Raw genomic sequence first — 13,252 nt, forward strand, 5'->3', positions numbered from 1 at the left:
GACCAGGACTACATCCTGATCTTTCTTCAATCATTATTGTTCCAAGAAATATTTTTCAATATCATCGAGCATTTCGTTCGCTGCGATGACACCGCCTGCTGTGTTCCAGATCGCATCACTGACCTCGTGGACGTTTCCTGATTTGGCTACCTCAAGGTTTTGGAAGAGCGGATCATTGATCCATTCTTCTGCCAGTTTGTTCGCTTCGCCGTCACCTGTTTCGTATGTGAAGTAGAAGAGGGTGTCCCCATCCATTGCAGGGATGCGCTCTTTCGTCACACCTTTTTCGGCAAAGTCATCCACATCCTGACCCTCCGGTCGTTTGAAGCCTAATTGATCGAGGATGACCCCGGAGAATGAATCTTTATGATAGATGCGGACGTCGCCTGCAAGGAAGCGGACCATGGAAATTTCCTGATTCAGCTTATCTCCCAATTGTCCTTTCAGGTCTTCGATGCGCTGGTCATAATCAGCCAGCACTTCTTGTCCTTTTTCTTCTTTATTCAATGCTTTTGCATAAAGTTCGAAGTTTTCTTTCCAATTGCCTTTAAGTGTTTCAGACATGACAGTCGGAGCGATTTCTTTCAATTGGTTGTATTGTTCTTCCTGACGAAGTTTCGTTCCGATGATCAGGTCTGGCTGAAGCTTTGCGATTGCTTCGATGTTCAATTCACTTTCCGTTCCGACTACTTCAACATCTTTCATTTTGTCAGAAATATGATCATACCAAGGGTCTCCAGTCCAGGACTGAACGGCGCCAACCGGGGTGACCCCCATCGAAAGCAAGGCTTCCGTACCTTCATTTGTAAGGATGACCACTTTTTCAGGCGTTCCTTCAATTTCTGTCGTACCCATTGCATGTTCCACTGTATAGGCTTCATTTTTCGTGCCTTCTTCTTCTGTAGCATCTTCTTTTTCATCTTTATTCCCGCATGCTGCCAGAAGCAGAAGGGAAGCGATCAGAAGTAGTGATATCGTACTCTTTAATTTCATATGTATGAGTCCTCCTAATGTGTAGTGGTTGATAATGATTATCATTTACAATCATTATAATAGTTGAGAAGGTTTTCATTGTCAATATCTAATTGATAATGATTTTCAAAATCATTGACGCTTATGATAATCTTTTTTACAATAAAATGTGAAGTGTAAACGAACACAATGATTTTAACGAAGGAACTACTTTCGTGTGGAAAGGTAAACATATGATGAAAACTCAGAAGCAGTTCATATTATTTATGGTAACGATCCTCTTCCTTTTCTTAAGCATCGGAATGAGCATTATTTATGGATATACGGAAACGTCGTGGAGAACAGCGGTGGAGGCGTTTATCAATCCAAATCAGTCAACGGAGCATCTGGTGCTGCAGACAATCAGGTTGCCGAGGGCGCTGATTGCAGCGGTAGTTGGAGCGTCACTTGCCATATCAGGGGTCCTTATGCAGACTTTGACGAAGAATCCACTCGCCTCGCCCGGCATATTCGGGATCAATGCCGGTGGCGGGTTCATGGTCGTTGCAGCCGTGACATTGTTCGGCGTCACCGACCTCGGGGCGTTCACTTGGCTGTCTTTCCTCGGCGCAGGCATTGCCGCCTTTGGGGTGTATGCGATCGGTGCCGCAGGGAATAACGGATTGACACCGATGAAGCTTACCCTTGCCGGAGCCGCAATCACGGCGATGTTTTCATCCTTTACACAAGGACTGCTTGTACTTGATGAATCCGCGCTTGAACAGGTGCTTTTCTGGCTTGCGGGATCGGTCCAGGGAAGGAAGCTTGAGATTTTGACAGGGGTATTCCCTTATATCCTGACAGGCTGGATTGGTGCCCTCATCCTTGCCGGAAAAATGAATATCCTAGCAATGGGGGAGGATGTGGCCAAAGGGCTCGGGCTCAAGACCAACCTGATCAAATTCCTTGCACTCTTGATCGTCGTCCTCTTAGCCGGCGGTTCGGTTGCGATTGCCGGACCAATCGGATTCATCGGGATCGTCATCCCTCATTTAGCCAGGAAATTGATCGGAGTCGATCACAAGTGGCTCATTCCTTATGCAGGCTTGTTGGGAGCGGTCCTTTTGCTGATTGCCGACATTGCAGCGCGTTACATCATCATGCCCCAGGAAGTGCCCGTCGGGGTCATGACCGCTGTCATCGGTGCCCCGTTCTTCGTATATGTGGCTAGGAAGGGGTTCTGAAAATGAATAGATTCATAGGGAAACGTTTATTTAAAGATCGACTGTCATTCTTAATCGATCTATCAGCATTAAAAAAAGTGGTGATCCTTGGTGTCCTGACGCTCCTCGTGTTAGTAGTGAGCACAGGGATCGGGGATATGAAGATCGCACCGTGGAATGTTGCTAGTGTCTTTTTTGGAGGTGGGACAGGCCTTGAACAGCTCGTCGTAAAAACCTTCCGTCTGCCTCGCATCATCATTGCGCTCCTTGCGGGGATGGCACTTGCAGTAGCGGGTGGGATCTTGCAGGGGATGATCAGGAATCCACTTGCATCGCCCGATATCATCGGGATCACCGGCGGGGCGGGAGCGGCAGTCGTCGCATTCCTGACGCTTTTCAGTAACGAAGATGGCACGCTCCCGGTCAGCATCCAGTGGATGCCGGTTGCTGCCTTTTCAGGGGCTGCGGTCGTCGCCTTTCTGGTATATTTCCTGGCATGGAGAAAAGGCGTTTCACCCGTCAGGCTCGTCTTGATCGGGATCGGGATATCAGCCCTTACCCAGGCCGTTACGACCCTGTTGATGATCATGGGTCCGATATACAGGGCGAGCCAGGCGAATATCTGGATCACCGGTACCGTGAATGGATCGGATTGGCAGGATGTGGCGATCCTCCTTCCTTGGAGTATCGTGTTCATTCTGATCAGCTTTTTACTCGTACGTCAATTGAATATACAGGAACTTGGTGAAGAACTGGCCAAGGGAGTCGGGGGGCACGTACAAAGACAGCGTTTCTTCCTCTTGCTGATGGCCACGGTTTTAGTTGGGGGAGCGGTTTCCTTTGCAGGCGGCATCGGGTTTGTCGGCTTGATGGCCCCGCATATGGCAAGAAGGATGGTCGGTTCCTCATACGGTGCACTGCTTCCTGCTTCTGCCCTCATCGGCGGGATCCTTGTGATGCTTGCTGACTTGATCGGCCGTACGCTGTTCTTGCCTCTCGAGGTCCCTGCCGGGGTGTTCACGGCTGCGATCGGTGCCCCGTATTTTATTTATTTGTTATTTAAAACGAGAAATTCTTAAGGAGTTGGCTGCGCAATGAGCATGCTTGAAACGAAAGATCTGACCCTCTCTTACGGTGAAAGGATCATTATTGATGAACTGAATATTGAAATCCCAAAAGGGGAAATCACGGTATTCATCGGCGGGAACGGCTGTGGGAAATCAACGCTGCTCCGGTCCATTGCCCGTCTATTGAAACCGAAGCAGGGGTCTGTCCTTTTGGAAGGCGATGCCATTGCGAAGATGTCGACCAAGGAAGTGGCGCGCAAGATGGCGATCCTCCCCCAGTCCCCGACGGCACCAGAGGGGCTTTCGGTGCTTCAATTGGTGAAACAGGGGAGGTACCCTCATCAGACATGGCTCAAGCAATGGTCGCAGAAAGATGAGGAAATTGTCCAGAATGCACTGAAGGCAACGAAAATGGAAGAACTTCAGCACCGCAAAGTCGATGAACTTTCAGGCGGTCAGCGCCAGCGGGCATGGATTGCACTCACGCTTGCACAGGATACGGACATCATCCTGTTGGATGAGCCCACTACGTATCTGGATATGACACACCAGATTGAAATCCTCGATCTTCTGTTCGAACTGAACGAGACGGAAGAGCGTACGATTGTCATGGTGCTTCATGATTTGAATCTTGCATGCCGATACGCGCACAATATCGTAGCCATCCGTGATCAGAAAATCTATGCCCAGGGCAAACCTGAAAAGATCATAAACTGTGAACTGGTGAAGAATGTGTTTGATATGGATTGTCAGGTTACGAGCGACCCGTTATTCGGCACCCCGCTTTGCATCCCGTTCGGAAAAGGGAGATGCATCCTCAATGAGGTGGGTGAGAAGGTGTGAGAGCCCCGACACTTTCGGATGAACAATGGGCGCTTCTCGGAGAGTACCGGCTTCAGAAATGGGATCCGTCAGTAACGGGCGGAGTGGAGGCATCACGGCTCCTTTTTGAAGACGGGATGATGGTCCGGTATCTTGAGGAACGGGTTGCCTTGACGGGTGCGGATGAATTAAGGACGGCCGCATCCCTTTTTATGAAACGATATGCGTTCATCCCGGCATTGGGGATGCTCGCGGCCACCTTCTGGAATCGGAAGTTGAATCTGTCACCCCATAATCTCATCCTTGTCGATCACATCAATGAAAAGGGGCTCTGGCTGCCCCGTATTTTTCTGAAGGATGAAAGCGCACCGGAGTTCACGTCACAATCTGAAAAAGAGGAATTCTTCCAGTCCCTGTTCAGGGGCCATCTTGATATAGTCATCTCCGTCCTGAATGAAACCGCCAGGCTGTCCAAACGGATCTTATGGGAAAACAGTGCGGTCTATCTTTTCTGGGTGTATGAAAATGAAGCGTTCGTAACGAGTGAAGAGCTGCGGGAGAAAAAGGAACGTGATTTCGCTTATTTACTGAGTGAAGAGAACCGTCATGTATTCGGGGCGTATAAGGAAAATCCCCTTAACAGATATTATACTGATAAAGTTCACAGAGACGGTTTCGATGAGAAGATCCGTGTGAGAAAGACGTGCTGCTTATCCTATCGGTTGGAAAATGGTGAACGATTCCGCTGTAAAACCTGTCCACTGTCGTGCAAGGAGAAGTAATCATAAGGGAGGAACCAGTCCATGAGTGAATTTCCAGAACAATTCGATGCATTGATTGAAAAATATACAGAGCTGCTCATCGGAGAAACAACGCCTGAGAAAAAAGAAATGGTGACTCAATATGCGCTTTACACGTTCATCGCCAAACAAATGCCGGCGCTGGTGAAGCATTGGAACTCATTATATCCGGATGGTAAAGAAGAGATGAAGAATCTCATCGGTGAAATGAAAGCGTTGAATGAAGCGCATCGTGAAGAATTGAACCGTAAGAAGAAGGATGAATAGACGTGTAGAAAGTACCCCATGTGTGGGTGCTTTTTTTGTGTGAGGGAGTGGCGACGTCGTCGGGAGGCAAGGTAGTTGTAAAGGGACATGATTCGACAAGTTGCTTGGAAAACCCCGACCTCTTTCAGTTCAACGAAGGGCCTTCAAGAAAAGGACGGACTCGCGCTTTCACCCTAATCTAAAAAGTGGTCCTCAAAATAGAGGACCACTGATTCAACACTATTGCAACTGTCCACCTGTCCCATATGGGAATTGTGAAGAGTACTGCTGGTGCTGCTGATAAGACTGCTGGATTTTTTGGCTGTCTGCTGCTTCAAGCTTATACCAGCCCTTGCGGAACATTTCATTGTAGAGCTCCCGCTGCGCGTTCTGGGTTTCGTTGAAGATCGTAAGCAAGTCTTGATACAGTGCCGCATGGCTAGCTTCATTGAGGGCCGTGCAGTAAGAAGCGGTCATGTATTTTTCTTGAGACAGGACGTCTGTCATAAAGTCACGGTCATTCATTTGAGGAGTGGACGGGACTTGTGTTTGCGGATTTTGGATTTTCTGTTGATTCTGGTTTTGCTGATTCATGCGTTCAGTCTCCCTTCTACATCATGCCCTGATTCGGATTTGTGGTGTTCAAGTGCGCCAATAATTGTTCGTAGTGACGCTGGTGCATTTGGCCGCAACGGTCAAGGGCCGCCTTTATCTCTTGATCCTGGCAATGTGTAGCTGCAAAATGACATTTTTTCATGGCGTTCAAATTCCATGCCAGCATGTCATTCAAGTATAGTGAATCCTTCGTTGTCAACATTTGAGGGGGCTGCGTATATGTCTGTTGCTGGCTGCCTTGTTGAGGTTGTTGCTGCATAAATGATTCCTCCTTTTGGTTGTCGGGTATAAAGTCCTGGGGTTTCTGGAAAATACACCCTTGTCAATCGCAATCAACCGTTAGTGTGCCTATATTTATGGGGGATATGCACCTCTGACAAATTTCGATAATATTCTACCAAGACAGTAACAAAAGTATATTCAAATTGTTTAAATGGTGATAAAATGTTGGTAAATAGAATACTACAAGAAATCTTTTCTTTTTATCAGAAAAGAAAACGTTTTCATAGTATGGCATATATGTTCTTTTTTCAGGGAGGTAGCAACATGGAGCAAGCAATGCGTAATTTCTTTTTATTCCTTTCTAAAAATAAGCCGATCACTAAGCTAGCTAAGAAATACGGCCTACGTTTCGGGGCGTCCCGATTTGTTGCCGGTTCTTCTATAGACCAAGCGGTAGAGGTCATTCGTGAATTGAATAAACAGAACCTTGTAGTAACGATTGATTATTTAGGTGAGTTTGTTGATAATGTCGAGGAAGCCAATGAAATGGCCCTTGAATGTGTGGAGGCTGTCCGTGCAATCGGGAGGGAAAACCTTAATTCCCAACTTTCACTGAAGATGACGTCCATGGGTCTTGATTTAAGTGAGGAAGTCGTCATGAAGAATATGAGGATGATCCTTGAAGAAGCGAAGAAGCATGGAGTCTTTGTAACGATTGATATGGAAGATTATTCCCGATGCGGTAAGACGCTTGAAATATTCAAGGCATTGAAGTCCGAATACGACAACATCGGCACCGTCATCCAAGCTTATCTATACCGGACAGAAAAGGATATTGAAGAGTTGAATGCGTATTCCCCGAACCTTCGTCTTGTGAAGGGGGCTTATAAAGAGTCGCCTAAAGTTGCCTTCCCTGAGAAGAAAGACGTGGACGACAATTTTAAGAAAATCATCAAGATGCATATGCTGAATGGAAATTATACGGCGATCGCGACACATGATGATCACATCATCGAATACACGAAGAAGCTTGCTGAAGAGCATAATATCCCAAGGGACCAATTCGAGTTCCAGATGCTGTTTGGCATCTGTGTGGAGCGTCAGCATGAGCTTGTAAAAGAAGGATACAAGATGCGTGTCTACGTTCCTTATGGGACGGATTGGTATGGGTATTTCATGAGACGTCTCGCAGAACGTCCTGCCAACGTGGCATTTGTCCTGAAAGGCGTCATGAAGAAATAAGATGAATATAAAAAAAGGATCCCATTGTCGACAATGGGATCCTTTTTCGTATTCATTAATTTCCTTCCATCCGCAGTTCACGCCGGTGGAAAAGGAACCCGAAGAAGGAAGCGAGCACCTGCTGAAAGAGCATGCCGATCACAACCGGTACAGCGACGGCAGCAGGGAAGTAATGAACGGCGATGACGGCACCGGCACTTATATTACGCATCCCCCCAGTGAACAGGAGGCTTGTTTTCGTATCCCTTGATTGTTTGAGCATTGTCCCGAGCAGCCAGGCGAGGGCGAATCCGGAGACAGCGATGAACAAGACGGTGAAAGCAATCATGAATAGTTTGGGACTGAATTCTTTTAGATAAGGGGCGACGGCAGAACTATTGATGGCAACAACGACCCCGATACCAATCTTTGAAAAAGGGGATAACCTCTTTCCGAGAGTGTCCTTGATCGTCCCTTTCGTCACATGGTTGCAAATCATCCCGATGATTGAAGGGATCACCACCATCCACATCAGGCCATTCATGATACTCCAGCTGTCCATTTCAACCTTCTGTCCGACAATAAATGAAAGGCTTGCCGGGACAATGAACGGTGACAGGATGGTATCGACGAGTATGATCGAGAGGGCGAGTCCGATATTTCCTTTATAGATGGTCACCCAGACGAAGCTCGTGATCCCAGTAGGAATGACCATCGCCAGCAGAAGACCCGTCACGGTCAACCCGTCTTCAGGGAAGACGATGCTCCCCATCCCGAATGCCCAAAGCGGCATCAAGATATGAAGGATAAGGAGGGAGGTCAATAGTGGAACTGGAAATGAAACGGCCTTCTTCACGGAGTGGAAATTCGAGCTCAAGCTACCGGAAAACGTCATGAACGCAAATACCCATGGGACGATGAACGTCAGATGTGATAAAGAAGAAGCAAACAGAACACCGATCAAGACAGCGGACGGCGTGATGAAGGGCATCAGTTTCTCCAATTTTTTATTTAGTGCGTGCAGCATATAATACGCTCCTATAGGAAACAGAATAATAAAATCATCATATCATGTAATGACTTGTTTCATCCTGTTTATTGTTTGAGGGCATAGCCGTATAAATGAAAAAAACCTCCCCGGAAATGCGGGAAGGTCTTCTTGCTATTCAGTGGGAACGGCAGCTTTTGAATACGTGTCCCTCTCGAACAATTGTTCAAAGATCGGAAACAAGTACTGAACAACGAATCCGAGTAAGAGGGTGACGAGGATGGTCCCGATCCCGATATCGCCTTTAAATAGGAAAGCGAGTGTCAACGCAAACCCTTCAGAGATGATCCGTGAGTTGCGCAAGTTCAAACCAAAGCGGGTATGAATCGCGACCATAAGCGTGTCCATCGGGCTTGCAGGGAATTTTGCCTGCAGGTAGATCGAAACACCAAGACCGACAGTCAGGATCCCAAACCCAATCGCAAGGAATTGATTGATCAAAGCTTGAGGTGCAAAGTCAGCCAACACAACAAGAAGCCAGAAATCAATCAATAGTCCAATGACGAAGATTGTCAAGGTCGCGAGGATATCCGGACGTTTTTTCATAATGATCGCATTCAGTATGATCAAGACAATCCCATTGATGAACACGGCCGTGCCGACCGTGATCCCAAACATCCTTGACTGGCCGACTGCTAGTGCATCCCAGGCAGAGGCACCGAGTCCTGATTTAATAATCAAGGAAACCCCGAGCGTCAATATGAATAACCCTATCGTGAAAAATATTGATCTTTTCATCATCATCTATTTTCTCTCCTCATCTGTAAACGTTATCAAAAATAAGCAGTGTGAGACGACTCGTACCGATGTGGAACGTGTAGTAAGAGGTCTGACAACTAGTAACAATACTGATAGTTTACTTGAAAACATGATGGGAAGCAAAGTGAATTTTTGCATATGATGATAGGGGAGAAGTAATGAAGCTACTTGCAAATGAAAAAATCATCACAGGCACCCGTTCAGACACCTGTGATGATCCATCATTGCTTTTTGAATTGATTGTTTTGGCTGTTCACTTTTCCGCCGTCATGTTCGACGGTCGGACCTGCGTTACCTTTCACACTTGCCGCACTGACTCCAGCCTTTGACGGGTTTTTCTTGCGCTTTGCCATGAATGAACACCTCCATTCATAAAATGTCCCAGACGGTAAAAGTTTATGACTTAAAAATTTTCTTGCAAAAATTCCTTATTTTAAACGTTTAAATATTGCGATATTTTAGAATATCCGATATATTATAGATAACAGAACTCAATCGGGTCTTTTTTTTGACCGAAAAATGAATGAGTATTCATTCAAACTCCATTTACCCGGACTGCATGATCAGCCCGGTTATTACAAAAATCATTATCACAGTGCTCACAAAGGGGGAAAACACATTGACTCGCAGAATTCAAAAAGCTGCTGTTTTAGGATCAGGCGTCATGGGATCAGGGATTGCAGCACACTTAGCGAACATCGGTATTCCGACAATGTTACTTGACATCGTACCAAGAGAATTGACAGATGAAGATAAAGCAAAGGGTCTGACAGAGGAAAGCAAGGCCTTTCGTAATCGATTAAGTGAAAACGCTTTAAAAAAATTATTGAAGCAAAAACCTGCTCCACTTACTACTAAACAAAACCTATCACTCATTTCGGCAGGTAACTTTGAAGACGATATGGAGAAGATCAGTGATTGCGATTGGATCATTGAAGTCGTTGTTGAAAATCTGGATATCAAGAAGATTGTATTCGAACAGGTTGAAAAATATCGTAAGCCAGGAAGCATCGTAAGCTCGAATACTTCCGGTATATCCATCGAGGCGATGTCGGAAGGGCGTTCAGAGGATTTCCAAAAGAACTTCCTCGGAACACATTTTTTCAATCCGCCGCGTTACTTGAAGCTTCTTGAAGTCATCCCGACGAAAAAGACGGATGTGGATGTAGTGGACTTCATGAAAACCTTCGGTGAAGATGTCCTTGGTAAAGGGGTCGTCCTTGCAAAGGATACGCCGAACTTCATCGCTAACCGCATCGGTACGTATGGACTGTTAGTGACCGTACAAGAAATGCTGAAAGGCGGCTACAGTGTCGGTGAAGTGGATTCCATCACGGGACCGGCCATCGGAAGACCGAAAAGTGCAACGTTCAGGACGCTTGATGTCGTAGGACTTGATACATTCGCACACGTTGCCAAAAATGTCTACGACCAGGTGGACGGGGAAGAAAAGAACGTATTTGAAGTTCCTTCGTTCATGAATAAAATGCTTGATAAAGGCTGGCTTGGTAGTAAGAGCGGTCAAGGATTCTTCTTGAAGCAGGGGAAAGAGATCCTTGAATTGAATCCTGAAACGCTGGAATATGAGCCGCGTAAAAAACTGAAAACAGCCTCCATCGAGATGAGCAAGAATGAAAAAGGACTTAAGAACAAGATCAAGTCCCTCGTATACGCGAAAGATAAAGCTGGCTCCCTGCTATGGAATATTCTTTCGCCGGTACTTACTTATTCAGCCGAGCTACACGGAGAAATCGCCGATGATATCGTTGCGATCGACCGTGCGATGAAATGGGGATTCGGATGGGAGCTTGGACCTTTTGAAACGTGGGATGCAATCGGAGTGCAAAAATCCGTGACCCGTATGAAGGAAGAGGGCGTTAGCGTACCGCAGTGGGTGGAAGAAATGCTTGAAGCGGGACACACCCATTTCTATAAGGAAGAAGAGGGTGAACTGTACTTCTACCATAATGGTGAATACAAGCTTGTAGAGCGCAACCCGAAAGTGATCGACTTGAAGCTTCTGAAGAAACAAGGAAAGCTGATCAAGAAAAATTCAGGTGCAAGCCTGATCGATATCGGGGACGGCGTGGCCCTGCTTGAGTTCCACTCTCCAAACAACGCAATCGGGATGGATATCATCCAGATGATCAACTTCGCGGTTGAGGAAGTGGAGAAAAACTTCAAAGGACTTGTCATCGGAAATCAAGCGAAAAACTTCTGTGTAGGCGCCAACCTCGCGATGATCCTGATGGAAGCGCAAGATGACAATGTGTTTGAAATCGACATGGTCGTAAGACACTTCCAGCAGGCGATGATGAAAATCAAGTATTCTTCCAAACCGGTTGTCGCAGCACCATTCGGCATGACGCTTGGGGGAGGAAGCGAAGTGTGCTTACCGACCGCTCATATCCAAGCAAGCATGGAAACGTACATGGGGCTTGTGGAAGTCGGTGTCGGTTTGATCCCAGGCGGTGGCGGAAACAAGGAACTTTATATGAAACACTTAGCGAACCTTCCAAATGGTGTGGAATTCGATCTCCAGAAGGTAGCAAATAAAGTATTTGAAACAATCGCGATGGCAAAGGTGTCGACGTCAGGGGATGAAGCAAGGGATAACAACTTCCTCAGCAAGACTGACGGTGTGAGCGTGAACGGTGACCATTTATTATATGATGCGAAACAAGCGGCACTTGCGCTCTATGAAGGTGGATACAAAGCGCCGGTTCGCAAAAAGGTCCCAGTGGTCGGTGAAACAGGCTACGCCACGCTATTACTCGGAGCACAATCGATGGTTCAATCAGGCTTCATTTCCGAGCACGATCTCTTGATCGCCAAGAAACTGGCGTACGTTCTCGCCGGAGGTAAAGTACCATACGGAACCGAAGTCGATGAACAATACTTATTGGATCTTGAAAGAGAAGCATTCCTAAGCCTGATCGCTCAGCCGAAATCACAGCAAAGAATGCAGCACATGCTTGTTAAAGGAAAACCATTACGCAACTAATCATATATAAACCAATTCAGAAAGCGGGGGAACATCATGCGTGAAGCAGTCATAGTGGCTGGTGCGAGAACACCAGTCGGGAAATCAAGAAAAGGGTCGTTGGCAGGAGTAAGACCAGATGACCTTGGTGCCCTTGTCGTAAAGGAAACGTTAAAGCGTGCAGGGAATTATGAAGGGAATATCGATGATTTGATCATCGGATGTGCAATGCCGGAAGCAGAACAGGGATTGAACATGGCAAGAAACATCGGGGGCCTTGCAGGGCTTCCGAGTTCGGTACCTGCCATCACGATCAATCGCTATTGTTCATCAGGACTTCAGTCGATTGCCTATGCAGCAGAAAAAATCATGCTTGGCCATTCCGATACGGCAATCGCCGGAGGAGCGGAATCGATGAGCCTGGTACCGATGATGGGGCACGTCGTACGCCCGAATGCAAAGCTTGCTGAAACGGCTCCACAGTACTACATGAGCATGGGACACACGGCAGAAGAAGTGGCGAAGAAATTCGGCGTTTCACGTGAAGATCAGGACGCATTTGCAGTACGAAGTCATCAGAAAGCTGCAAAAGCAATTGCAGAAGGCAAATTCGACGATGAGATCGTACCGGTGGACGTTGTTCAGCGCTCCGTGAACGCGGACAACAAACTGGTCGAAAAAACGTTCCAATTCTCGAAGGACGAAGGGGTCCGCGCAGAAACAAGTTCACAAGTACTTGGCAAACTGCGCCCGGCCTTTAATGTAAGAGGATCTGTTACGGCTGGGAACTCTTCACAAACAAGTGACGGAGCAGCTGCCGTGATGGTGATGGACCGTGACAAAGCAAATGGACTCGGCTTACAGCCGATGGCGAAATTCCGAAGCTTCGCAGTGGCTGGGGTACCGCCTGAAATCATGGGAATCGGTCCAGTTGAAGCCATCCCTCGTGCATTGAAGATGGCAGGACTTGAGCTTTCGGATATCGGACTGTTCGAATTGAACGAAGCATTCGCTTCCCAATCGATCCAGGTCATCCGCCAGCTTGGTCTCGACGAAGACAAAGTCAACGTTAACGGAGGAGCTATCGCACTCGGACATCCACTAGGCTGTACAGGAGCGAAACTGACACTGTCACTCGTCCATGAAATGAAACGCCGCAACCAGCAATTCGGAATCGTCACCATGTGTATCGGCGGCGGAATGGGAGCAGCAGGGGTATTTGAACTGATTGGGTAATTTTTTGATTAATCTATGATGAGGGTTTATAAGGAAAAATAGATTTTTGGTAACGCCTT

14 protein-coding genes are annotated in these 13,252 nt (G+C 47.0%); 8 read left to right on the forward strand and 6 right to left on the reverse strand.

The features are described from left to right. Window positions 1-33: 33 nt before the first annotated feature. Complete coding sequence (locus LCM10_RS10910; protein ID WP_224876290.1) at window positions 34-993, reverse strand: ABC transporter substrate-binding protein; 960 nt, start codon at window positions 991-993, stop codon at window positions 34-36. A 212-nt stretch (window positions 994-1,205) separates the two neighbouring features. Here LCM10_RS10910 and LCM10_RS10915 point away from each other — a divergent pair, with 212 nt between their 5' ends. Genes LCM10_RS10915 through LCM10_RS10935 form a run of 5 tightly spaced genes read left to right on the forward strand, consistent with a single transcriptional unit; the run spans window position 1,206 to window position 5,130 of the window. After that, window positions 1,206-2,195, forward strand: a complete 990-nt coding sequence (locus LCM10_RS10915) for a FecCD family ABC transporter permease (RefSeq protein WP_224876291.1) — start codon at window positions 1,206-1,208, stop codon at window positions 2,193-2,195. A gap of 2 nt (window positions 2,196-2,197) precedes the next feature. After that, on the forward strand, window positions 2,198-3,253 hold the full coding sequence (locus LCM10_RS10920; protein WP_224876292.1) for a FecCD family ABC transporter permease: 1,056 nt from the start codon (window positions 2,198-2,200) through the stop codon (window positions 3,251-3,253). 15 nt (window positions 3,254-3,268) lie between these two features. After that, a complete protein-coding gene (locus tag LCM10_RS10925) occupies window positions 3,269-4,084 on the forward strand; it encodes an ABC transporter ATP-binding protein (RefSeq protein ID WP_224876293.1) in 816 nt (271 codons plus the stop codon). After that, window positions 4,081-4,845: a siderophore-iron reductase FhuF gene (gene fhuF, locus LCM10_RS10930; protein ID WP_224876294.1), complete on the forward strand. Its 765-nt coding sequence runs from the start codon at window positions 4,081-4,083 to the stop codon at window positions 4,843-4,845. Before LCM10_RS10925 ends, fhuF begins: the two co-directional genes overlap by 4 nt. A 21-nt stretch (window positions 4,846-4,866) precedes the next feature. Then, window positions 4,867-5,130 (forward strand): DUF2573 family protein, encoded by a 264-nt coding sequence (locus LCM10_RS10935; protein ID WP_224876295.1) that lies wholly within the window; start codon window positions 4,867-4,869, stop codon window positions 5,128-5,130. Between the two features lie 219 nt (window positions 5,131-5,349). Here the strand turns inward: LCM10_RS10935 and LCM10_RS10940 are convergent, their stop codons facing one another. Both LCM10_RS10940 and LCM10_RS10945 read right to left on the reverse strand, forming a co-directional pair. After that, entirely contained in the window at window positions 5,350-5,703 is a 354-nt protein-coding gene (locus LCM10_RS10940) for a spore coat protein (protein ID WP_224876296.1), read from the reverse strand. A 16-nt stretch (window positions 5,704-5,719) separates the two neighbouring features. After that, window positions 5,720-5,983, reverse strand: a complete 264-nt coding sequence (locus LCM10_RS10945) for a hypothetical protein (protein ID WP_224876297.1) — start codon at window positions 5,981-5,983, stop codon at window positions 5,720-5,722. A 287-nt stretch (window positions 5,984-6,270) separates the two neighbouring features. Between LCM10_RS10945 and LCM10_RS10950 the strand changes: the two genes are divergently transcribed. After that, window positions 6,271-7,188, forward strand: coding sequence for a proline dehydrogenase family protein (locus tag LCM10_RS10950; protein WP_224876298.1), 918 nt, complete (start codon window positions 6,271-6,273; stop codon window positions 7,186-7,188). 55 nt (window positions 7,189-7,243) lie between these two features. Here the strand turns inward: LCM10_RS10950 and LCM10_RS10955 are convergent, their stop codons facing one another. From LCM10_RS10955 to LCM10_RS10965, 3 genes are all read right to left on the reverse strand, one after another. Beyond that, window positions 7,244-8,194, reverse strand: coding sequence for a bile acid:sodium symporter family protein (locus LCM10_RS10955; protein ID WP_224876299.1), 951 nt, complete (start codon window positions 8,192-8,194; stop codon window positions 7,244-7,246). A 135-nt stretch (window positions 8,195-8,329) separates the two neighbouring features. Next, on the reverse strand, window positions 8,330-8,959 hold the full coding sequence (locus LCM10_RS10960) for a YczE/YyaS/YitT family protein (RefSeq protein ID WP_224876300.1): 630 nt from the start codon (window positions 8,957-8,959) through the stop codon (window positions 8,330-8,332). A 236-nt stretch (window positions 8,960-9,195) separates the two neighbouring features. Next, on the reverse strand, window positions 9,196-9,327 hold the full coding sequence (locus LCM10_RS10965; RefSeq protein ID WP_224876301.1) for a YuzL family protein: 132 nt from the start codon (window positions 9,325-9,327) through the stop codon (window positions 9,196-9,198). 266 nt (window positions 9,328-9,593) lie between these two features. Between LCM10_RS10965 and LCM10_RS10970 the strand changes: the two genes are divergently transcribed. Both LCM10_RS10970 and LCM10_RS10975 read left to right on the forward strand, forming a co-directional pair. After that, window positions 9,594-11,978 carry a 3-hydroxyacyl-CoA dehydrogenase/enoyl-CoA hydratase family protein gene (locus LCM10_RS10970; RefSeq protein WP_224876302.1) on the forward strand — a complete coding sequence of 795 codons (2,385 nt, stop codon included), beginning with the start codon at window positions 9,594-9,596 and terminating at the stop codon, window positions 11,976-11,978. 36 nt (window positions 11,979-12,014) lie between these two features. Further along, a complete protein-coding gene (locus tag LCM10_RS10975; RefSeq protein WP_224876303.1) occupies window positions 12,015-13,193 on the forward strand; it encodes an acetyl-CoA C-acetyltransferase in 1,179 nt (392 codons plus the stop codon). The last annotated feature ends 59 nt before the right edge of the window (window positions 13,194-13,252 follow it).

Origin of the sequence: Rossellomorea aquimaris, from assembly GCF_020171925.1 — a bacterium.
In the GTDB taxonomy this organism is placed as follows: domain Bacteria; phylum Bacillota; class Bacilli; order Bacillales; family Bacillaceae_B; genus Rossellomorea; species Rossellomorea aquimaris_F.

Bases quoted from the DNA above. Each gene is read 5' to 3' on its own strand.
- LCM10_RS10935 (WP_224876295.1), top strand. From the start codon at position 4,867: ATGAGTGAATTTCCAGAACAATTCGATGCATTGATTGAAAAATATACA.
- LCM10_RS10920 (WP_224876292.1), top strand. From the start codon at position 2,198: ATGAATAGATTCATAGGGAAACGTTTATTTAAAGATCGACTGTCATTC.
- LCM10_RS10940 (WP_224876296.1), bottom strand. From the start codon at position 5,703: ATGAATCAGCAAAACCAGAATCAACAGAAAATCCAAAATCCGCAAACA.
- LCM10_RS10915 (WP_224876291.1), top strand. From the start codon at position 1,206: ATGATGAAAACTCAGAAGCAGTTCATATTATTTATGGTAACGATCCTC.
- LCM10_RS10945 (WP_224876297.1), bottom strand. From the start codon at position 5,983: ATGCAGCAACAACCTCAACAAGGCAGCCAGCAACAGACATATACGCAG.
- LCM10_RS10955 (WP_224876299.1), bottom strand. From the start codon at position 8,194: ATGCTGCACGCACTAAATAAAAAATTGGAGAAACTGATGCCCTTCATC.
- LCM10_RS10965 (WP_224876301.1), bottom strand. From the start codon at position 9,327: ATGGCAAAGCGCAAGAAAAACCCGTCAAAGGCTGGAGTCAGTGCGGCA.
- LCM10_RS10975 (WP_224876303.1), top strand. From the start codon at position 12,015: ATGCGTGAAGCAGTCATAGTGGCTGGTGCGAGAACACCAGTCGGGAAA.
- LCM10_RS10910 (WP_224876290.1), bottom strand. From the start codon at position 993: ATGAAATTAAAGAGTACGATATCACTACTTCTGATCGCTTCCCTTCTG.
- LCM10_RS10950 (WP_224876298.1), top strand. From the start codon at position 6,271: ATGGAGCAAGCAATGCGTAATTTCTTTTTATTCCTTTCTAAAAATAAG.
- LCM10_RS10960 (WP_224876300.1), bottom strand. From the start codon at position 8,959: ATGATGATGAAAAGATCAATATTTTTCACGATAGGGTTATTCATATTG.
- LCM10_RS10925 (WP_224876293.1), top strand. From the start codon at position 3,269: ATGAGCATGCTTGAAACGAAAGATCTGACCCTCTCTTACGGTGAAAGG.